Below are 19121 nucleotides of genomic sequence, written 5' to 3'. Positions count from 1 at the left end.
CGGCCACCATTTGCCCGGTTTCGTTGTTAGCTTAACGAATCTCAAAAGCATAGAATCTGTTGACACAACCTACGCATACCGAACCCTACGCCCTCGAAAAAGAGCTGCGCAAGGTGCAGGCCCTTCTCAAGCTGGAGCAGCAGGAGGACTACGAGCAATTCAAAATCAAGAGCGCCCAGGCCAGCATTGCCGAGCGCCAGCGCCGGGGCCTTACGTGGTACCCGGTCAAGATAATCCAGGAGGACATTGGCTTCGGCGGCAAGCTGGTCGTGGAGCTGGAGCGTCAGGGCGGGGCTGGCGGGCTGCACCTGTTTCAGGTAGGCAAGAACGCCGCCCTGTTTGCCAATATCCCCGGCCGCTCGGGCTCGGACAGGCCCACGCTGAGCGGCGTGATTACCAGCGTCAAGCGCAACAAAATCCGCCTCAGCACCACTAAGGAAGACCTGCCCGACTGGACCGATGAGGGCAAGCTGGGCGTGGACCTGACCTTCGACGAGGTGAGCTACCGCGAGATGGACTACGCCCTGGGCAAGGTGATGGGCGCCTACGACTCGCGGCTGGCCGAGTTGCGCGACGTGCTGCTGGGGGCCAAACCGGCCCGCTTCCGGCCCGAAGCCGAAGCCACGCTCTACTACCCTTCGCCCCTCAACGACTCGCAGCTGGCCGCCGTGCGCCATGTACTGGCCGCTCAGGATGTGGCCATCATTCATGGCCCGCCCGGCACCGGCAAAACTACCACCTTGGTGCAGGCTATCGTGGAAACCATCCGGCGCGAGCGGCGGGTGCTGGTGTGCGCCCCGAGCAACACGGCCGTCGATTTGCTCACCGAAAAGCTGGCCGAGCGCGGCGTGAACGTCATCCGGATGGGCAACCCCTCACGGGTGTCCGACCTGCTGCTGCAGCACACGCTCGATGCCCAAATCATGAATCACAAGAGCTACGCCGAACTGCGCAGCCTGCGCCAGACGGCTGAGCAGTACCGCGAAGCAGCCGGCAAGTTCAAGAAACACTTCGGCTGGGAGGAGCGCGAGCAGCGCCGCCTGCTCAAGCAGCAGGCCCACGAGCTGCTCCAGGAATCGGACCAGTTGGAGCGCTACATTACCGAGGACCTTTTGGAGCAGGTGCAGGTGATTACCTGCACGCTGGTGGGCGCCGGCAACCGCGCCATCCGCCACCTCACCTACGAAACCGTGTTCATTGACGAGGCCGCCCAGGCCCTGGAGCCGGGCTCCTGGATTCCGATTGCCAAGGCGGGCCGGGTGGTGCTGGCCGGCGACCACCAGCAGCTGCCACCCACCGTGAAAAGCGAAAAAGCGGCCCGCGAAGGCCTACGCGAAACGCTGTTTGAGAAGTGCATCAAGCGCCAGCCCGGCGTGGCCCGGATGCTGGAAACCCAGTACCGCATGCACGAGCTGATCATGGCTTTCAGCTCGGAGCAGTTCTACGACGGCCGCCTGAAAGCCGCCCCCTCGGTGGCCCACGCCGACCTGACGGCCTACGACCCGCGCTTCGCCCCCGACCTGGCCGTGGAGTTCCTCGACACGGCCGGTTTCGGCTTCCAGGAGCTCACCATCGAGGAAAGCCGCTCGACGGCCAACCCCGAGGAAGCCGACCTGCTGCTGAAACGGCTGGCCCAGCTGCTGGAGCCCTACGACCCCGCCGACCACGAAACCGACCTGCTCACCATTGGTGTAATTGCCCCCTACCGCGCCCAAATCAACTATCTGAAGGACGCCATTGAGGAAAACGACGAGCTGGTGGGCCTCATGGAGCACCGCATGCTGAGCGTGGGCACCGTTGACTCGTTCCAGGGCCAGGAGCGCGACATCATTGCCATTAGCCTCACCCGCAGCAACCCCCAGGGCGAAATCGGCTTCCTGAGCGACATCCGCCGCATGAACGTGGGCATGACCCGGGCCCGCAAAAAGCTGCTGCTCATCGGCGACTCGGCCACTTTGGGTTCCCACCCCTTCTACAAGGCCTTCATCGATTACACCGAAAGCATCGGGGCCTACCGCACGGCCTGGGAGCTGGAGAGCTAGAAATCAGATAATGGAAGCGGCGGCGGAGCCATAGCGAAGAATCAGCTGTGGCTCCGCCGCCGCTTGCGTTATCTGCCAGGTTGCCTACCCGTTTACCGACGTATTATACTGAATTCCAGTCCGTTGATTACATCATACACGGTGCTAGCGACCAAACGGGCATCGGCGGCTGTGGCCACGGGCTCGATGGTGGGCTGGCGCGGCTTCTGGGCCGCTTTGGAAGCAACAGGCAGCCAAGACCAGTATAGGGTCTCAACGGGGGTGCTGGGGGCCGGCACGGGCGGAACGACCGTCGGCGGCTGCCGCTGGCCCGTAGTCAGGGAGATGCCGTATTGACGCTCCATTTCTTTTTGCATGGTGGTGCTCCGCTGGTGCAGATCGGTAACGATGAGGTAGCCGATGCCTTCTGCGGCCCGAAACCGGAGCGTGAAATACAGGTAGCGAACCGGGGGCGCATGGCGCAACGCCTCAGGCGGCGTAATCCCAGCCACAAATATTGGTCGCTCGCCGGGGTGGGCCAGCATCGCCATCCCCACTAGCACCGTTTCCCCCGGCGCAGCCTTTTGCCGGGGCCGCAGCCGGTTGGCTGTGTCGCGGTCGGCGTACAAGAAATTTTTATAGTACGTATCGACAAACCGATCCAGTATAGTTTTGGCCGAAGCCCCGGCAACCCGAATGGTATCGTGGTAGGTAATCAGCTGCGTATCGCGGGCCACCGGAAATACGAAATCCCCGCCCACAGGACTTTTTACCGCTGGCTTCTTCGCCGTTTTCTGCCCCAACAGCTGGCTCGGCGACATCGCCAATCCGATACAGAAAACCAACCACTTAAACTGTTTCATAAGGTCTGCTTACAACAGCGCCAGACAGTTTCATTAGGTCTTTTTTGAGCAGCGGCTGCGCAGAAGTAAAAGTAGCTGATTTGTTTTGTAGCACTTGCACACAGCAACGCCGCTGCTGGTAGAAACCAGGAGCGGCGTTGCTGTGTGGGTTGGCTGAGCGTACTTATTGTTGGGTTACCCGCAGCTGCCACGCCTGCTTATCGAGGGCGTAGCTCAACTCCTGCAGCAGGTTCGACGTCGTTTCGTCGATTTTCCCCACCCGCTCAATCCGCTCCCGAACCCGCTTGGCCACCATATCCACGCGGCTGCTCATAAGGTCGAGCACTTGGCGGTCTTCTAGGAAACCGCCAGGAAAAGCTTCCAGGTTGGCCTGGCTGGCCACCACCGGCGTCCGACCATCAATGGGGCGGCCAACCTGCAACGAGCGTTCGGCCAGTACGTCGGTATATTTAAGATAGGTTTCGGCGTAGCCCTGCAGGACCTCGTGGAGCTGGTAGTACAGGGGGCCGCGCAGGTTCCAGTGGCTTTGCTTGGCATCGTGGTAGAGTTCGAGCAGCTCCACTACCGTCGCCTCCATTTCCTTCGCTACGGCGTCGCGCTTGGCGGCTTCCATTGGAATCCGGTCGTCGGCGGCGGGGTTGCGGTAGTTGAGGCCGGTTTGGGCGGGGGGCGCGGTAGCCGTGTTCATAGGCGTAGTGCTCATGTTGTCGGCGGCCGGCTGGCTGCGGCGCTGGGCCTGGGCCGAAAAAGTAGTGAGGGCGCACAGGGCTCCGGCGCAGAGCAGGGAGCGAAAAGTAACGACCGGGGAAATATTAGAAAAGAAAGATGACATGTAATGAATCAGTTAGGTTGTACAATCGAAGCTGTTTACAAAGTCGGCCATGGTTACGAAACTGTCATGCTGAGCTTGTCGAAGCATCTCTACCGCTTCGTTGGATGACTGCGACGAAGCGGTAGAGATGCTTCGACAAGCTCAGCATGACCGCCTTTTGACTTTGTAAACAGCTTCGTCATTAAAACCAGATTAAAATACATTTGGTTATGGTAGCGCTTGGCAAACTCCTTAAATCCCCAAATTTTATAGCTGGGTAATAGCGGCTTGCCGGGCTTGTTTTCCCCTTTTAACGATTTTTCTACCAGCATTTCCGTAACTAGCAATTATTGCTTTTGCCTCCCATTCTTTCCCAAAATTCCATGACGCAGATCAGCCCCAATAAAGTCGTTACCATTACCTACGACCTGAGCGTAACCGACGAAAACCAGGAAAAAATACTCGTAGAGTCGGCCGACACCGATGCCCCCATGGTGTTTCTGTTCGGCCAGAGTGGCCTACCCGAAGAGTTTGAGCGCCAGCTCGATGGCAAGAACTCCGGCGACCCGTTCAGCTTCAGCCTCACCCCCGAGCAGGCCTACGGCGACTACGATGAGCAGGCGGTCGTCGACATCCCGCGCAACGTATTTGAAATCGACGGCCAGACCGACGAGGAAATGCTGCAGGTGGGCAACTTCCTGCCCATGGCCGACAACCAAGGCCACCACATGCAGGGCAAAGTGGTCGAAATCGGGACTGACGCCATAAAAATGGACTTCAACCACCCGCTGGCTGGCATGGTGATGCACTTCGACGGCAAAGTGGCCGAGGTACGCGAAGCCACCGCCGAAGAAATGGACCACGGCCATGTGCATGGCGAGGGTGGCCACCAGCACTAATCAGCTGCCGGTTGCAATAGAGAAACGGGAAACGGGGCCTTTGCGGGCCCCGTTTTTTGTGTCGGCGTTTTTGCTTTTCTCTGCTTCGCGAAGCCACCACCTGCTCACCCCAAGTCTAGCTGAGCTATGACCTTGGCAGGCAAGTCAGCGGCATGCCGCCGAATACAGAACCAGCCGCGGCCGGCTGAAAACGGACCTGCTTTTTTCAGAAAAAGTACCCCGGGGCAGCCCGGCGCCGGCGGGTTGCGTAATAGGGCGCATGGTTACCCGACGCTTTGTTTTATCCTCCCTCGCCCTGGCCACAGCCGCCGCGGCCTTGCCCGTTTCCCTCTCTGCCATGGCTCCCACCTCCGACCGCCCCAAACTGCTGATTTTCGACGTCAACGAAACCCTGCTCGACTTGGGCAAGCTGCAGCAGGCCGTCAACCAGGAATTCCAGTCGGAAACGGCTTTCAAGCAGTGGTTTGGGCTGCTGCTTCAGTATTCACTGGTCGATACTGTGACCGGCAACTACCACAACTTCGGGCAGATTGGGGACGCGGCCCTCGATATGCTGGCGCAGGCGCTGGGCCAGCCGGCGCGCCCGGCGGCCCACAAGAAAGAAATCCTCACGCTTATCACCGAGCTGCCCCCCCACCCCGACATTATTCCCGGCCTCACGGCGCTGCAAAAGGCGGGCTTCCGCATGGTCACGCTCACCAACTCGCCCGATGCCACGGTGAAAAAGCAGATGGCTTACGCCAGCCTCACCGGTTTTTTTGAGCAGCTGCTTAGCATCGATTCGCTCAAGCGCTACAAGCCCCACCCCGAAACCTACCACAGCACCTGCCAGCAGCTGAAAGTAGCGCCTGCCCAGGCCATGCTGATAGCCGCCCACGGCTGGGATACTGCCGGCGCGCAGCTAGCGGGCCTGCAAGCGGCGTTCATCTCCCGCCCGGGCCAGCAGGTTTACCCCTTGGCCCCCGCTCCCACCCTCACGGGCCCCACCCTGCCCGACATTGCCCGCCAGCTTATCGGCTGAATCGAATAGCGGTTGGACGCTAGAGTAACCGAAATAACCGTAGCAAACAGAACGTCATGCTGAATGCTTTTTTCAGCACATTTACGCTCCTGCTCACATTTTCATGCCTTCCATGCCCGCCATTGGGGTGGCACCGTTTTGCAGAATGTATTCGCTATTGAGCAGGTAAGCACCGTTAATGACCACCTCCTCACCGGCTTTTAAGTTGGATAGGATTTCGACCTGTTGACCGGTCTGGGGACCCAGCTTCACCATGCGGTTTTCGTAGCGGCCATCAGGGTTGCGCACCCACAGGCTGCTGCCGGCTGACTCCTGCAAAACGGCCGCAATGGGCACCCGCAGGCCACCCCCAGCAACCGGCTCCGCCCGGCTCACTGGCCCCACGGTCTCGACCACCGCCTGCAGGCCCGGCGTGTACTGCTGATGCGGATTGGGAATTTTCACCCGCACTAGGGCCACGCGGCTTTCGCCGGCCAGCTCAGGGCTGCTGAAGCTCACCCGGCCCGGCACCACACGGCCCGGAAACGCGGGAAAGGACACCTGCACGGTTTGGCCGTCGCGCAGGGGCTGGTCGGAGGCATAGCGCTGGGCCTCCACCCACACCGAGCTCAGGTCGGCTAGCTGGAGCACGGCGGTGCCCTCACTCACGTAGTCGCCCTCACGAATGTTGAGGGTCTGCACGATGCCCCTGCGGGGGCTGAAGTAAGGCATCGGGTTCAGCACCTTGCCCGAGCGCAACAGCGTGGTAATCTGACGGGACGTCATGCCCCAGAGACGCAGTTTGGTTTGGGCCGCGTCGGCCAGGGGAGCGTAGTCGATTTGTTGGCCGGCAAGCTCGCGCATTTGCGCCCGGGCCAGCAGCAATTCCTGCTGGGCTTTTAGTAATTCTTCGCTGTAAATGGCAAAGAGCGGCGCGCCGGCCCGCACGGTTTCGCCGGTAGCCCGCACGTAAAGCCGGTCGACGCGGCCGGGCACGCGGGCACTCACCTGCACCAGGTTTTCGGGGTTGAGCACCACCCGGCCCGTGAGGCGCAGGCCAGTGGCCAGGGCCGCGCCGCTGGTTTTGTCGTTGGCGCCCTGCTGCCCCACTTTAGACACCCGGATGTTGCCCTGCCGCACCTGTTCGGCGCTTAGATGCAGGGTGCGGGCGCCGCCGGTGGCGCTGGCCGTGGGCTTGTTGACGGCAATCAGGTCCATGCCGCAGATGGGGCAGTCGCCGGGGTGGTCCTGGTGCACCTGCGGGTGCATGGAGCAGGTGTAGTAGCGGCCCAGCGCGGCCGTGGCCGAGGTGGCCGTGGCATCGGCCTGTGGGGCCGAGGCGGTGGCAGGGTCGTCGGCGCGCCCGCAGGCGGCCAGCCCGAGGCATAGCGCCATCAGGGCTATAAGGTTGCTACTGTTGCGCATCGGCCACGGGGTTTATGAAGGATTCACTATCGACCAGGAACTGGCCGTTTTCGGCAATCCGGTCGGCGGGGCGCAGGCCGCGCACCACCTGCACCTGCGTGCCGCGGCGGGCACCGGTTACCACGGCCACAGCCAGCAGGCGCGGGCTATCCGGCTGCTGCCGGAACACCACCTGTCGGGTGCCGAGGTCAACCACAGCCGTAGCCGGCACCCACAGGCCGCCTGATGCCGCCGGGGGCGTAATGCGGCCCGTCACGAGCTGCCCGATTTTGAGCTGCCCGCCGGGGTTGGGCAGGTACACCCGCGCCGTTACGGTGGCAGCGTCGCCGGCCAGCACGGGCTCCAGCAGGGCCACCAGGGCCTGCAGGGCCGGGGCCTGCGGCCGGTCGTTCAGCGTAATTTCTACGGGTTGGCCCGGCTGCACGGCAGCCACGTCGCGGGCGTACAGCTGCAGGCGCACCCACACCTGGTCGATGTTGGCCACCTGCAGCACGCGCTGCCCGCGCTCCACGTACTGGCCCTCCTGAATGGCGAGCGGCGCGGTCTGCTCTAACGCGGTGCCGACGACAGGGGCGCTGCCCGGTTGGCTCATACCCGATGCGCCGGCGGCAGCTGCGGCGCCCGTTTCCATCACGTAGCCGCTCACCGGACTGAACACGCTCACGCTCAGCTGCGGCAGGCCGCGTTGCTCCACGGCCCGCACCTGCGCCGCCGTAAGGCCCAACAGCCGGAGTTTCTGGCGCGAGGCGTTGAGCAGGGCGCGGTCGTCGGGGTCGTTGGTTTTGAGCAGGAACAGCAGGTTTTGCTGCTCGGTCACCAGCTCGGGGCTGTAAATATCGAAGAGCTTCTGGCCGGCGCGCACCGGCTGGAACTGGTAGCGCACGTACAGCCGCTCGATACGCCCGCCGAAGCGGGCAGCCACGTTTTCGAACCGGCGGGGGTCGTAGGCAATGGTACCCGGCGCCACAATAGTCGCCGCTGAATCGGCCGTTGGGGAGGGCTGCACCAGCTGCACCCGCGTCAGCACCTGCTCGTTGGAGGCGGGCACGGTACCGCCCGCAGCGGTGCCGCTAGCCGAGGCCGCTGGCACCGGCACCGTGGTCATCATGCTGGCTTTTTTCACCAGGTTCATGCCGCAGATGGGGCAGTCGCCGGGCTCGTCGCGCAGAATCTGGGGATGCATGGAGCAAGTGTACACGTCGGCGGCTGCCGCCGGGGCGGTGGCGGCCGCGGGGTCGCCGGCCGGGTTTTCGGGCTTGCCGGAGCAGGCCGTTGCGGCCAGCCCCGCGAGCAGCACGGCCAGCCGGCCCAGCCCGACCAGCCAGCCCAACGGGCGGTGTTGAGCGGCGGTGGTTGGGCTATTGTTCAATTTCACGCTCATAATCGGTTTGTAGCTGCACGTATTCCAGTTCCTGATTCACGGCTTCGAGACGGGTGGCACGCAGCGCCTCCCAGGCCTGCAGCACGGCGGTGAGCTGCTCGGTGTTCTGCTCGTAGGCCAGCAGGGTGGCGCGGTAGCTTTTGAGCACAGCCGGCACAATGCGCTGCTCGTACAGCGCAATCTGCCCGGCTTTGGCCTGCAGCCGGGCCAGCAGGCCCGAAGCCCTGCCGGTGGCCTGCACCACCAGGGCGGCACGTTCTTCGCGCAGGGCTTCGGCCTCCAGGCCCAGGGCCGCTACGTTGGCCTTGTAGCCGCGGGCGGCCCAGGGCGCAATCGGTATCGACACCATCCCTTGCAGGGTGTACAGATTGGGATTATTGCCCCCCAGCGCGTTCATGTGCTGGTAGCGCACCCCGAATTCGGGCTTGCGGCTGGTAAGTTCCAGCTCCTGCTGCAGGCGGGTGCGGACCAGGGTCTGGTCGAGGCGGCGCACGTCGCTGCGAGAGCGGGCCAGGGTGGCCGTGTCGGGGGCGGCACGGTAGTCGGGGCGGGCGTAGGCGGAGTCGATTTCGAACGGCTCGTTGGGGGGGCGGTTCATGAGCGTGTTCAGGGCAATGCGGCGCTCGTCGATGCGGCCCTGCACCTCCAGTTCTTCGGCTTGCTGGCGCTGCAGCTCGGCCTTGGCCCGGAAGGCGTCGCTGAGCTTTTCGCCGCCGTATTTGTAGCGCAGTTCAATGGAGCGGATGATGAAGCGCAGCAGTTCCTCGCTCCCATCGAGTATCCGCTGTTTTTTGAGCAGCAGCGCCCAGCTGTAGTAGTGTTGCCGGGCCTCAGAAAGCAGTTGGTTGCGCTCGTAGGCGCGGCTTTCCTGCTCCAGGCCGGTACGGCTTTGCAGGTAGCGCTCATTGGCCCGCTGTCGGGCGCCGTTGGGAATGTTCTGGTCGACTGACAGCATGATGGAGCCCTGCCGCATGGCCGGGCCATTGTCGTTGGTTTGGCGCGGGGTGTAGGGCATCATGAAGGGACCGGCGCCCACCGTGGGCGGGGCCCAGGTGCGGGCACCTTTCGCGTAGGCCTCGGCCGCCCCGATACGGGCTTCGTAGCGCCGGAGGCCGGGGTTGTCGCGGTCCACGCGGCGCAACACCGAGTCGAGGGGCAGGCGGAGCCCCTGCTGGGCTGCGCCGGGGCGCGGCACCAGCAGTAGCAGTAGCAGTAAAATGAAGTAGAATTTCATTGGCTTGATTTTCAGAATATCTGAACGGTCATGCTGAGCTTGTCGAAGCATCTCTACCGCTTCGTTGCAGTAGTAATTCAACGAAGCGGTAGAGATGCTTCGACTGCGGCTGCGCACTCTGGCTCAATTCGCCACATGCTCAGCATGACGTTCCTTCTATTTCGCTTTCATGGCTTAATGGGTGATTGCCGGGATTTCCAGGCGGCCGTGCTTGCGCAGTTCGTACTCTTTGGTCATCTCGAATACCACCGGCGTCACCAGCAGAATGTGGATGGAGGAAGTGAACACGCCCCCAATAAGCGGCAGCACGATGGGTAGCATCACATCGGCCCCCACGCCCGTGGCCCACAGCACCGGCACCAGCCCAAACAACGACACCGACACGGTCATAATCTTGGGGCGCAGGCGCTTAGTGGCCCCGTCCATCACGGCCGCGCGGATGTCGGCGTTGGTGAGGGTCTCACTGGAGTTGCCTTTTTCGGCCACCAGCTTCTGCATGGCCTCATTCAGGTAAATCACCATCAGAATGCTGGTTTCCACGGCCAGCCCGAATAGGGCAATAAAGCCCACGGCCACTGCCACCGACAGATTAATGCCGAAAAAGTAGACGATGAATACCCCGCCGATGAGGGCGAAGGGAATAGTAACGATGTTGAAAAACGCCTCCTTCAGCGAGCCAAACGTGAAATAGAGGACCCCGAAAATGATAATCAGCACGATGGGAATAATGAGTTGCAGCGTGCGCGTGGCCCGCAGCTGGTTTTCGTACTGCCCGCTCCAGTCCAGAAAATAGCCCTTGGGCAGCTTGGTAAGCAGGGTTTCGAGTTGCTGCTTGGCTTCCTCCACGGTACCGCCCAGGTCGCGGCCGCGCACGTTGAACAGCACCGTGCCGCGCAGCAGCGCATTTTCCGAGTTTATCATCGGCGGGCCCTCGGCCACCCGGATATCGGCCACGGCCGATAGCGGGATGGGCCCCGCGCCGGGCGTTTGCACCTGCAGGTTGCGGATGGCGGGCAGCGAGCTGCGGAAGTCCTGGGCAAAGCGGGCATTCACGCTAAAGCGCTGCCGGCCCTCGATGGTGGTCGTGAGCGGCATGCCGCCCAGGGCCGATTCCACGAGCAGGTTCACGTCGTCGATGCTCAGGCCGTAGCGGCCGATTTCGTCCCGGCGGATGGCAATATCGAGGTATTTGCCCCCCGTAATGGGCTCCACGTACAGGTCCTTCACGCCGGGTACGCCGTCGAGCTGCTGCTTGATGCGGGTGGCCAGGCCGTAGATGGAATCCAGGTTCTGGCCGTACACCTTCACGCCCACATCGGTGCGAATACCGGTTGAGAGCATGTTGATACGGTTGATGATGGGCTGGGTCCAGCCGTTGACCACGCCCGGAATCTGGAGCTTGCCGTTGAGCTCGTCCACGATTTTGGCCTTGGTCATGCCGGCGCGCCACTGGTCGCGGGGCTTGAGCAGGATGATGGTTTCAATCATCGAAATCGGCGAGTTGTCGGTGGCCGTGTTGGCCCGGCCGGCCTTGCCCAGCACGTGCGCCACCTCCGGCGTGGCCTTAATGATGCGGTCCTGCACCTGCAGAATGCGCTTCACCTCGGTGTTCGACACGTCGGGCAAGGTCACGGGCATAAACAGGATGCTACCCTCATCGAGCGGCGGCATAAACTCGGTGCCCAGGCTCAGCAGCATCGGCACGCTAACGAGCAGGGCGATGATGTTGAGGGCCAGCGTGGTTTTGCGCCAGCGCAAACACCAGCGTAGCAGCGGCGTATACAGCCGCTCCAGAAACCGGCCCAGCGGGTTGCTGCTCTCGGGTTTAAGCTTGCCTTTCAGCAAAAAGCTGATGAGCACCGGCGCCACCGTAATGGCAATGAAGGCATCGACGAGCAGAATAAACGTCTTGGTCCAGGCCAGCGGCGAAAACAGCTTGCCCTCCTGCCCGGTAAGCAAAAACACCGGCAGAAACGACACAATGACGATGACGGAGGAGTAGAAAACCCCCGGCCCCACCTGCTGGCAGGCTTTTTCGATAATACGGTCTCGTTCTTCGCGGGTCATACGGCGGGGGTAGTAGAGGCGGGCGCGGCGCTGGCGTCGGGGGCGTCGGCAGCAGCAACGGTGGTGGCCGGTGGCAGGCCCGCTTGCTCGGCGGCCTGGGCGTCGGCGAGGTGGCGGTACACGTTTTCGACCACCACGATGCCGTCGTCCACAATCACCCCAATGGCCAGGGCAATGCCGGTGAGCGACATGATGTTGGACGACACGTCGAAGGCTTCGAGCAGGATAAAGGCAATGACGATGGAGAGCGGCATCTGAATGAGGATAATCAGGGCGCTACGCCAGTGAAAGAGGAAAATGAGCACGATGACCGACACGACCAGCATCTCCTCCAGCAGCGTGCCCTGGATGGAAGCCACGGCCTTCTCAATCAGGGTGCTGCGGTCGTAGGCGATGGAAAAGCTGACGCCCGGCGGCAGGCCCTTCTGCACCTCGGCCATCTTGGCCTTCACGGCCTTGATGACGAGGTCGGCATTTTCGCCGTAGCGCATCACCACAATGCCGCCCACGGCCTCCCCCTCCCCGTTCACGTCGAAAATACCCAGCCGGATATCCCCGCCCATCTGCACGGTGGCCACGTCCTTCACCCGCACCGGCACCGACTGGTAGGTGCCCACGGGCATGTTTTCCACGTCGGCAATCGACTTGATGTAGCCCAGCCCGCGCACGATGTAGCCCATGTCGCTGAGCTCGAACTTACGGCCGCCCACGTCGTTGTTGTTGGCTTTTACGGCCCGCAGCACCTCGCCCAACGGGATGCGGTAGTAGTTGAGCTTGGTGGGGTCGAGGTTGATTTGGTACTGCTTCTCGAAGCCCCCAAACGAGGCCACCTCGCTCACGCCGGGCACGGTTTGGAGGGCGAATTTCACGTACCAGTCCTGCAGGGCGCGCTGCTCGCCCAGGTCCATGCCCTTGGCATCGAGCGTGTACCAGAGCACGTGGCCCACCCCCGTGCCATCGGGCCCGAGGGTGGGCGTTACCTGCGGCGGCAGCAGGCGCTGGGCGTAGTTGAGGCGCTCCAGCACCCGCGAGCGGGCCCAGTACAGGTCCACGTCGTCTTCAAACAGCAGGTACACGAAGCTCATCCCGAACATCGACGTGCCCCGGATATTCTTCACCTTCGGTACCCCCTGCAGGTTCGACACCAGCGGGTAAGTCACCTGGTCCTCAATCACCTGCGGGCTGCGGCCGGTCCACTCCGTGAACACAATCACCTGGTTTTCGGACAGGTCCGGGATGGCGTCGATGGGGTTGCGCTGCATCGAGTACAGGCCCCAGCCAAACAGGCCGGCCGCCACCAGCAACACCAGCGCGCGGTTGCGCAACGCCAGCGAAATGAGTTTATTAACCATAGAAAAGCAGGAAGTGCAGAAAACGGCCGCCCAAAGCGGCGCGGGCCTTACGGCCCGGCCGGCTTACTTGGCTGCGGTGGTTTTGGTGAGGTTCATGCCGCACTTGGGGCACTTGCCGGGGTGGTCGGCGTGCACTTCGGGGTGCATCTCGCAGGTGTAGTAAGTGCCCGCCATCATGCCGTCGGGCGAGGCCATCATGCTGCTGTCGGCGGGGGCCATGGTGGTGGTTTCGGTAGTGGTGGTTTCGGTGGCGGCCTTGTTGTCGCAGCTGCTGAGCAGAAGCGTAGTGGCGGCGTTCATGGTCAGGAAAAGCAATGGAGTACGCATGGGGTTGGGAAAAAGAGAAGTGAGGAAAATGATTGTAAGAAAGTTGGGGTGTGCGGGGCCTTTCAATGAAGCGCCTCGCCCCCGGCCCCCTCTCCAAAAAAGGAGAGGGGGAGTCAGATAATTATTGACTGAGGCAAGACCGGTGTCCCCTCTCCTTTTTTGGAGCGGCGGTCAGGGGTTGAGGCGCAACGCCAGAACGAACCATGAGAGTAAGTACCCACGCCAAAACGCACGGCCCTGCCGGGCATAGCAGCGCTATACCCGGCGAGGCCGTGGCTTAAACCGTGGTTCAGACGGTCAGGGAGTGCAGGAAAATCCGGATGTCAGGGATTTTGGGGGGCAGCTGCCGGGTGGGTACCAGGGCTACTTTCTCGGTCCGACTCCAGCGCACAAACCGGGGAGCGGGCACCAGTACGGCCATGTCCGGCAGCAGGGCCGGCGCCGCAAACAGCAGGGACTGGCCCTGGGGGGCATCTTGGGCGGCCAGCAGGCGGGCAATGCCACGCTTGTTGCAGTCAGGGCTTTTGGCGTCTTTGTCCTTGGCCGCCATCTTGCCCATGCCGGTACAGCTGCTGCCCATGCAACAGGCGGCGCGGCCGGTTTCGGCAAACAGGTCGCCGGTGCCGGTGCAGAACGCCTGCCCCGCAAACACGCTCAGGTAGGCAACCAGGAAGGTTGCCGCCGTTAGCCGTCGGAGCAGGGAGGTAAGATGCCGCATTACGAAGAACCCAACGCTGAAAGCCCCAAGATAGTTTTTTCCGCTCGCATATGCCATGCCCCACGGCCGCTGGCTGCCTAACGGCCAGCGGCCGTGGGGCATGGCGGGGCCAATGGAGCTACCTTTGGGCCATGACAAATTTCCGCCTGCCCGTTTCGATGCTCCTTTTCGCGCTGCCGCTGGCTGGTCGTGCCCAAACCGCGCCCGCCTGCACCGCCGCACCGCTGGCCGTGGGCACCGTGGCACCGGCCTTCAAGGGCAAGGATGCCGCCGGAAAGCCCATCGAACTGAAGCAGCTGCTGAAAAAGGGCCCGGTGGTGCTCTACTTCTACCGTGGCCAGTGGTGCCCCTACTGCAACAAGCAGCTCAGCCAGCTTCAGGATTCGCTGCAGTTGCTCACGGCCAAAGGTGCGCAGATAGTAGTCGTAACACCCGAAACCCAGGAGAACATCGGCAAGACCGTGGAAAAGACCAAAGCGGCCTTCCCCATCGTCCAGGACCAGGGCTTCGTCATCATGAAAGCCTACAACACGGCCTTCACCGTCGACCCCGCCACTGCCCTCAAATACAAGGGTTTCGGAGTGGATTTACAGAAAGCCAACGCCTCCTCCGACGACGTGCTGCCCGTACCGGCCACCTACGTCATCGGCCGCGACGGCCGCATCAAGTTCACCTACTTCAACCCCGACTACAAGCAGCGCGTATCGGTGCGCCGGATAGCCGCCGCGCTGTAGCGCCGGGCCTATTGCAGCTTAAACGCCACATCGAGGGCCGTTTGCAGCAGCGGCGACACGTCCTGGTGGTCCACAATCAGCTTCTGGTTGATGCGGGCCGCCACCGGATACGGGTACACCTTGTCGAATAGCTCGCTGATGCCCAGCCCGCTGGTGTTGGCCAGAATCAACTCCTGAATAAGCTCGCCCGCGCCGGGCGCCACCATGGCCCCGCCCAGAATACGACGCTTGCGGCCGGGCAGCGGCAGAGCATTCTTTTCGATAAAGAGCAACAGGTGGCCGTCGCGGTAGCTGTCCACCACGGCCCGGTCGTCGTCGGCGAAGGAGGTTTCCCACCGCTCGTAGGCGGTGCCGCGCTTATCGAGCTCGGCGGCATCGAGGCCGAAATGCGCCACCTCGGGGTCGGTGAACGTGACCCACGAGAAATGGTCATAGTCCAGCTTTTTCTTGATGGGCGAGAAGAAGTTGAACAATAGCATCCGCACGTGCAGCTCGGCCCCGTGGCTGAATTTGAGCGAATTGGCCGCGTCGCCGGCCACGAAAATATCGGAATTGGTAGTTTGCAGGTGCTCGTTTAGCTTGATGTGGCCTTTCTCGTCCACCTCTACCCCGGCCTGCTCCAACTGCAGCCCCTCGAAGCTCACGTGCCGCCCAATGGCCACGTACACCACATCGAAATCCACGGCAAACGAGTCGCCGGATTTGGGCTTGATGCGGGCCTGCGAGGCCGAAGTAAAGGCCTCCACTTCGGCTTCCAGATGAATGGTAAGGCCCTCGGCTCGCAGCCGCTCGGCCAGCACGGCCCTAATGGCGGGGTCTTCATTTTCGAGGATGGCTTCGCCCCGGTGCACCATGGTTACCTGCGCGCCCAGCCGCTGCATGGCTTGGCCCAGTTCTACGCCGTTGGGGCCGCCGCCCACTACTAGCAGGCGCTGGGGCAGCTCGCGCAGGTCCCACACGCGCTGGTTGTCGTAGAGTTCTACCTGGTCGGCGCCGGGTACATCCAGTTGCTCCGGCCGCGAGCCGGTAGCCACCACCAGCTTGCGGCCGGTGTAGGTGTGGCCGTTTACTTCCACCGCGTGGTCGCCCACAAACCGGGGCCGGCCAATTTCGACCGTGACGCCCAGCCCGCGCAGATAATCGGGGTTTTCGTGGTGGCGGATGATGTCCTGCCGGCCCTGTACGTAGTCCATCACCTTGCCCATATCGGCCGCGCCGCTCACCTGCAGGCCAAACTGCGTGGCCTGCCGGGCGTTGTGCACCTGCCGCGCGGCATGAATCAGGGCCTTGCTGGGCACGCAGCCGTGGTTGAGGCAGTCGCCGCCCACGTCCTCGGCCGTGAGGTCGATGAGCAGCACACGTAAGTCAACGCGGGCCATGAACAGGCTCAGGCCCAGGCCGGCCGAGCCGGCACCCAGTACAATCAGGTCAAAATCAGCGGCAATTTCGGACATAGTGGTCTTTCAATAGGAATAGGAAGCACAGGACGTTGATGCCCCTACTACTGTTGGGGGCGGACATAGTACTGGTTTCAGAAATATGAAGCGTCAGGCGCTACCCGGCAATCGGGTCGTTTTCCGGCCCAAGCGTCGCCCGAAGTTGTGGTCCATCGAACGGCAGCCCCTTCAGCGGTGCCAGCAGGCACCAATCGAAGGCACCCATAGATAGGGGCAGCAAGCCGGCAACCGCCAGCGGCCAGCCCTTGCGGCCCCGGGCTATGCCCGCAGCAATTAACGAAGTCCCGATGGTGGCGCGCGTAATTCGACCGGCCGGAGAAGCAATAAAACGCAGAAGCTTATTCATGGTATCCTGATTTTGGAAGTTATCTATTGGTGTTCATACGGCGGGCAGACGGTTGAGGGCAGTAACCGGAGTTTTTATTGCCGGGGACCGAAAAGCGGCGCTCCCACCAATCAAGCAGGAATTTGGGAAGAGTGCTTTCACGTCCCGGCTGCTCCCAGGCATCCTCAAGTCCGGGTGGGCTATCCGGCCATGCCATTGTGGCGGACAGCCAGCGGCCCATCCGGACGCTGGATTACTGCTGGATGGAGTAGGACCTGATCCGCAAAACAGGCAAAATCGGCTATGTGGCCCTGCGTTGTGGCTATGTGCAGGGCCTCAGAAGCGAAAAACGGGCATTTAGCGGCCGGACCAGTTATTCAACGATTCCACCTCTCTCCACCCCCGCCCGCAACTCCGGCCAGAATTCCGCGAAATCGGCCTCGTAGGCGGGCAACTTGGCCAGGAAGGCCGCGGCCCCGGTGGCCATTACGGCCCCGGCAGGTGCGCGGCGGCTGAGGCCCTGCAACGCCTGCTCCAGGCCCACGGGGTGAGCGTAGCCACTGAGCCAGTCGCCGTGGCGCATGTGGTGCAGCAGGGGCTGCAGGCGCGCGGGTATTTCGTGGCGGCGGGCGTGCAGCAACGCATACTGGCGCTGGGCAAAGTCGGGCAGCAGCTCGGCGGGGTGGTGGTGGGCGAAGTCGCGGGCCAGCAGGTGGTCGTAGCCCATGTCGGCCACCACGCCGGCCCACTTGCCGAGGCCGGCTTCGCGCAGGCGGGCGGTGGTGCGGCGCACCACGGGGTGGGTATCGGTAAACGAGTCGATAAAGCGGTGCAGGCGGATACCGCGCTGGACGGGTTCGGGGTAGGCCAGCAGACCGGCGCGGCCCCGCACGGCTTCGGCCGCGAAATTGCCCACTACGATATCATCGTAATCAGGGGTGGTGGCGGGCGAGCCGGAGAGTAGCAGGTGAGCCAGAAAGTTCATAGTGGCGGGTAAGTTGGTATAATACGGGCAATGCGGCTTACAGGGCCAACCCCAACCGTAGGCGGGCCGTATTTACTACCGCGCCTCCGGCCCCGGCCGGGGTGCTTTGCTCCTATCATCTAACCCAACCCAAACCTGCATTATCATGGCTAACAAAACGCCCGTAACCAACGACATTAAGACGCTGCTCGAAAAAATCAAGGACATCAATATCTGCATGATGACGACTACCTCCGACGACGATAAATCGTTGCGTAGCCGTCCGATGGCCACCCAGAAGCCCGAGGCCGACAACTCCCTGCTCTTCCTGACAGACAAGGATTCGGCCAAGGTGTACGAAGTGAAAAAGGACAGCCACGTAGGTCTGAGCTACGGCAACCCCGACGACAACGTGTACGTGTCGGTTTCGGGCCGCTGCAACGCCTACCGCGACCAGGCCAAAATCAACGAACTATGGAGCGAGGACATGAAGGCCTGGTTCCCCGAGGGCAAAGAGGATCCGAACATCATGATTCTGAAAGTGGAGATTGACAAGGGCGAGTACTGGGATTCGCCCAGCGGCCTGCTGAGCCGCGCTTACGCCTACGTGCGCGCGGTAACCACGGGTGAAAAGAGCGACTCCGACGACGTGAACGAGCACGCCAAAGTGGAAGTCAAGTAGCCTATATTTGGCTGATTGCAGAAGGGCCGGAAGCAATTCCGGCCCTTTTTTGTTGCTTTAAATCCAGACTTTACTCCCTTGCTGACGACGCTTTCCATTATCACGCTCCTCCCCGACCAGCGGCGCTGGGGGTTTGCCCAGATGGGCACGGCCCAGCAGCCCCTGCGGCGGGTGGCGGGCCTGCGGTTTGCCAAGCTACTGGGTAGCGGCGCTACCAATGGCTTCGGCGCCCTACCCAATCTGCGCCGCTACGGCTTTATGGCCGTTTGGGAGTCGGAGGCCGCGGCCGAGGAGTTTTTCGGCCGTCACCCGCTCTGGCAGCAGTTTCGCCAGCGTACCACCGCTATCTGGACGGCCCGGCTGGCCCCCATCAAGGCGCACGGCCTCTGGGATGGGGTGAACCCGTTTGACTACGCCTCCGAAACCGCCGCACCCGACGAGCCGGTGCTGGTACTCACCCGGGCATCCATCCGGCTGCTGAAAACGCCCCGCTTCTGGCGCTACGTGGCCCCGGTAAGCGCCACCATTGCCAATGCGCCGGGCGTGCGGGCCGCCATCGGGCTGGGCGAGTTGCCCATCGTGCGCCAGGCCACCGTCAGCCTCTGGGATTCGGCCCGCGCCATGCAGGATTACGCCTACCGCAACGAGAAACACAAGGAAGTTATCCGCCTGACGCGGCAGGAAGACTGGTATTCGGAGGAAATGTTTGCCCGGTTCCGGGTGCTGAGCACCGAGGGCCGCTGGGACGGGCCAGTATAGATGAATGGAGCGACGTTAGTTAGCAAGTGGCGACACACTGATACTTTGATAATACACTTTTAATCACTAGTATTACAACACACAATTTTTACAATATTAATT

Annotated in this window: 19 protein-coding genes; 6 read left to right on the top strand and 13 right to left on the bottom strand. The window is 62.3% G+C overall.

Features of this window, described 5'->3' with window-relative positions; genetic code table 11:
- Positions 1 to 59: 59 nt before the first annotated feature.
- Positions 60 to 2042, top strand: a complete 1983-nt coding sequence (locus tag BLW21_RS16150; protein ID WP_317040242.1) for an AAA domain-containing protein — start codon at positions 60 to 62, stop codon at positions 2040 to 2042.
- A gap of 92 nt (positions 2043 to 2134) precedes the next feature.
- On the opposite strand, the gene BLW21_RS16145 is transcribed toward BLW21_RS16150, so the two are convergent.
- The 3 genes from BLW21_RS16145 to BLW21_RS21245 all read right to left on the bottom strand — a co-directional run bounded on the left by BLW21_RS16145 (position 2135) and on the right by BLW21_RS21245 (position 4027).
- On the bottom strand, positions 2135 to 2842 hold the full coding sequence (locus BLW21_RS16145) for a hypothetical protein (RefSeq protein ID WP_092741923.1): 708 nt from the start codon (positions 2840 to 2842) through the stop codon (positions 2135 to 2137).
- Positions 2843 to 3047: 205 nt separating this feature from the next.
- Positions 3048 to 3716 carry a Dps family protein gene (locus tag BLW21_RS16140; RefSeq protein ID WP_092741921.1) on the bottom strand — a complete coding sequence of 223 codons (669 nt, stop codon included), beginning with the start codon at positions 3714 to 3716 and terminating at the stop codon, positions 3048 to 3050.
- An 89-nt stretch (positions 3717 to 3805) separates the two neighbouring features.
- Positions 3806 to 4027 carry a hypothetical protein gene (locus tag BLW21_RS21245; RefSeq protein ID WP_139255257.1) on the bottom strand — a complete coding sequence of 74 codons (222 nt, stop codon included), beginning with the start codon at positions 4025 to 4027 and terminating at the stop codon, positions 3806 to 3808.
- Between the two features lie 51 nt (positions 4028 to 4078).
- On the opposite strand from BLW21_RS21245, the gene BLW21_RS16135 reads away from it, so the two are divergent.
- On the top strand, positions 4079 to 4594 hold the full coding sequence (locus BLW21_RS16135; protein WP_092741919.1) for an FKBP-type peptidyl-prolyl cis-trans isomerase: 516 nt from the start codon (positions 4079 to 4081) through the stop codon (positions 4592 to 4594).
- A gap of 337 nt (positions 4595 to 4931) precedes the next feature.
- A complete protein-coding gene (locus BLW21_RS16130; RefSeq protein ID WP_092741917.1) occupies positions 4932 to 5615 on the top strand; it encodes a haloacid dehalogenase type II in 684 nt (227 codons plus the stop codon).
- 93 nt (positions 5616 to 5708) lie between these two features.
- Here BLW21_RS16130 and BLW21_RS16125 read toward each other — a convergent pair whose 3' ends face one another.
- The 7 genes from BLW21_RS16125 to BLW21_RS16095 form a co-directional block, all read right to left on the bottom strand.
- Positions 5709 to 6989, bottom strand: coding sequence for an efflux RND transporter periplasmic adaptor subunit (locus BLW21_RS16125; RefSeq protein WP_139255256.1), 1281 nt, complete (start codon positions 6987 to 6989; stop codon positions 5709 to 5711).
- A 16-nt stretch (positions 6990 to 7005) separates the two neighbouring features.
- Positions 7006 to 8394, bottom strand: a complete 1389-nt coding sequence (locus BLW21_RS16120) for a heavy metal-binding domain-containing protein (protein ID WP_175471011.1) — start codon at positions 8392 to 8394, stop codon at positions 7006 to 7008.
- Positions 8378 to 9634 carry a TolC family protein gene (locus tag BLW21_RS16115; protein ID WP_175471010.1) on the bottom strand — a complete coding sequence of 419 codons (1257 nt, stop codon included), beginning with the start codon at positions 9632 to 9634 and terminating at the stop codon, positions 8378 to 8380. The genes BLW21_RS16120 and BLW21_RS16115 overlap by 17 nt, the downstream gene beginning before the upstream one ends.
- 174 nt (positions 9635 to 9808) lie before the next feature.
- Positions 9809 to 11701 carry an efflux RND transporter permease subunit gene (locus BLW21_RS21985; RefSeq protein ID WP_092741909.1) on the bottom strand — a complete coding sequence of 631 codons (1893 nt, stop codon included), beginning with the start codon at positions 11699 to 11701 and terminating at the stop codon, positions 9809 to 9811.
- Positions 11698 to 13053, bottom strand: coding sequence for an efflux RND transporter permease subunit (locus BLW21_RS21980; protein ID WP_092741907.1), 1356 nt, complete (start codon positions 13051 to 13053; stop codon positions 11698 to 11700). The genes BLW21_RS21985 and BLW21_RS21980 overlap by 4 nt, the downstream gene beginning before the upstream one ends.
- 63 nt (positions 13054 to 13116) lie before the next feature.
- A complete protein-coding gene (locus BLW21_RS16100) occupies positions 13117 to 13380 on the bottom strand; it encodes a heavy metal-binding domain-containing protein (RefSeq protein WP_139255254.1) in 264 nt (87 codons plus the stop codon).
- 289 nt (positions 13381 to 13669) lie between these two features.
- Positions 13670 to 14098: a hypothetical protein gene (locus BLW21_RS16095; RefSeq protein WP_092741903.1), complete on the bottom strand. Its 429-nt coding sequence runs from the start codon at positions 14096 to 14098 to the stop codon at positions 13670 to 13672.
- A 131-nt stretch (positions 14099 to 14229) separates the two neighbouring features.
- On the opposite strand from BLW21_RS16095, the gene BLW21_RS16090 reads away from it, so the two are divergent.
- Positions 14230 to 14832 carry a peroxiredoxin-like family protein gene (locus BLW21_RS16090; protein ID WP_175471009.1) on the top strand — a complete coding sequence of 201 codons (603 nt, stop codon included), beginning with the start codon at positions 14230 to 14232 and terminating at the stop codon, positions 14830 to 14832.
- Positions 14833 to 14840: 8 nt separating this feature from the next.
- Here BLW21_RS16090 and BLW21_RS16085 read toward each other — a convergent pair whose 3' ends face one another.
- The 3 genes from BLW21_RS16085 to BLW21_RS16075 form a co-directional block, all read right to left on the bottom strand.
- Positions 14841 to 16286, bottom strand: a complete 1446-nt coding sequence (locus tag BLW21_RS16085) for a dihydrolipoyl dehydrogenase family protein (RefSeq protein WP_245711927.1) — start codon at positions 16284 to 16286, stop codon at positions 14841 to 14843.
- Positions 16287 to 16386: 100 nt separating this feature from the next.
- On the bottom strand, positions 16387 to 16635 hold the full coding sequence (locus BLW21_RS16080; protein ID WP_092741899.1) for a YgaP-like transmembrane domain: 249 nt from the start codon (positions 16633 to 16635) through the stop codon (positions 16387 to 16389).
- Positions 16636 to 16987: 352 nt separating this feature from the next.
- Positions 16988 to 17599, bottom strand: coding sequence for an acyl carrier protein phosphodiesterase (locus tag BLW21_RS16075; RefSeq protein WP_092741897.1), 612 nt, complete (start codon positions 17597 to 17599; stop codon positions 16988 to 16990).
- Between the two features lie 145 nt (positions 17600 to 17744).
- On the opposite strand from BLW21_RS16075, the gene BLW21_RS16070 reads away from it, so the two are divergent.
- Positions 17745 to 18260 carry a pyridoxamine 5'-phosphate oxidase family protein gene (locus tag BLW21_RS16070; RefSeq protein WP_092741895.1) on the top strand — a complete coding sequence of 172 codons (516 nt, stop codon included), beginning with the start codon at positions 17745 to 17747 and terminating at the stop codon, positions 18258 to 18260.
- A 78-nt stretch (positions 18261 to 18338) separates the two neighbouring features.
- Positions 18339 to 19019 (top strand): spheroidene monooxygenase, encoded by a 681-nt coding sequence (locus BLW21_RS16065; protein WP_245711926.1) that lies wholly within the window; start codon positions 18339 to 18341, stop codon positions 19017 to 19019.
- The last annotated feature ends 102 nt before the right edge of the window (positions 19020 to 19121 follow it).

Origin of the sequence: Hymenobacter psychrophilus, from assembly GCF_900107135.1 — a bacterium.
Taxonomy (GTDB): domain Bacteria; phylum Bacteroidota; class Bacteroidia; order Cytophagales; family Hymenobacteraceae; genus Hymenobacter; species Hymenobacter psychrophilus.
Note: the sequence above shows the minus strand (reverse complement) of the source record. Positions and strands in the feature narration are given on the sequence as shown.

Bases quoted from the DNA above. Each gene is read 5' to 3' on its own strand.
- BLW21_RS16145 (WP_092741923.1), bottom strand. From the start codon at position 2,842: ATGTCGCCGAGCCAGCTGTTGGGGCAGAAAACGGCGAAGAAGCCAGCG.
- BLW21_RS16140 (WP_092741921.1), bottom strand. From the start codon at position 3,716: ATGTCATCTTTCTTTTCTAATATTTCCCCGGTCGTTACTTTTCGCTCC.
- BLW21_RS21245 (WP_139255257.1), bottom strand. From the start codon at position 4,027: ATGCTGGTAGAAAAATCGTTAAAAGGGGAAAACAAGCCCGGCAAGCCG.
- BLW21_RS16135 (WP_092741919.1), top strand. From the start codon at position 4,079: ATGACGCAGATCAGCCCCAATAAAGTCGTTACCATTACCTACGACCTG.
- BLW21_RS16130 (WP_092741917.1), top strand. From the start codon at position 4,932: ATGGCTCCCACCTCCGACCGCCCCAAACTGCTGATTTTCGACGTCAAC.
- BLW21_RS16125 (WP_139255256.1), bottom strand. From the start codon at position 6,989: ATGGCGCTATGCCTCGGGCTGGCCGCCTGCGGGCGCGCCGACGACCCT.
- BLW21_RS16115 (WP_175471010.1), bottom strand. From the start codon at position 9,634: ATGAAATTCTACTTCATTTTACTGCTACTGCTACTGCTGGTGCCGCGC.
- BLW21_RS21985 (WP_092741909.1), bottom strand. From the start codon at position 11,701: ATGACCCGCGAAGAACGAGACCGTATTATCGAAAAAGCCTGCCAGCAG.
- BLW21_RS21980 (WP_092741907.1), bottom strand. From the start codon at position 13,053: ATGGTTAATAAACTCATTTCGCTGGCGTTGCGCAACCGCGCGCTGGTG.
- BLW21_RS16100 (WP_139255254.1), bottom strand. From the start codon at position 13,380: ATGCGTACTCCATTGCTTTTCCTGACCATGAACGCCGCCACTACGCTT.
- BLW21_RS16095 (WP_092741903.1), bottom strand. From the start codon at position 14,098: ATGCGGCATCTTACCTCCCTGCTCCGACGGCTAACGGCGGCAACCTTC.
- BLW21_RS16090 (WP_175471009.1), top strand. From the start codon at position 14,230: ATGACAAATTTCCGCCTGCCCGTTTCGATGCTCCTTTTCGCGCTGCCG.
- BLW21_RS16085 (WP_245711927.1), bottom strand. From the start codon at position 16,286: ATGTCCGAAATTGCCGCTGATTTTGACCTGATTGTACTGGGTGCCGGC.
- BLW21_RS16080 (WP_092741899.1), bottom strand. From the start codon at position 16,635: ATGAATAAGCTTCTGCGTTTTATTGCTTCTCCGGCCGGTCGAATTACG.
- BLW21_RS16075 (WP_092741897.1), bottom strand. From the start codon at position 17,599: ATGAACTTTCTGGCTCACCTGCTACTCTCCGGCTCGCCCGCCACCACC.
- BLW21_RS16070 (WP_092741895.1), top strand. From the start codon at position 17,745: ATGGCTAACAAAACGCCCGTAACCAACGACATTAAGACGCTGCTCGAA.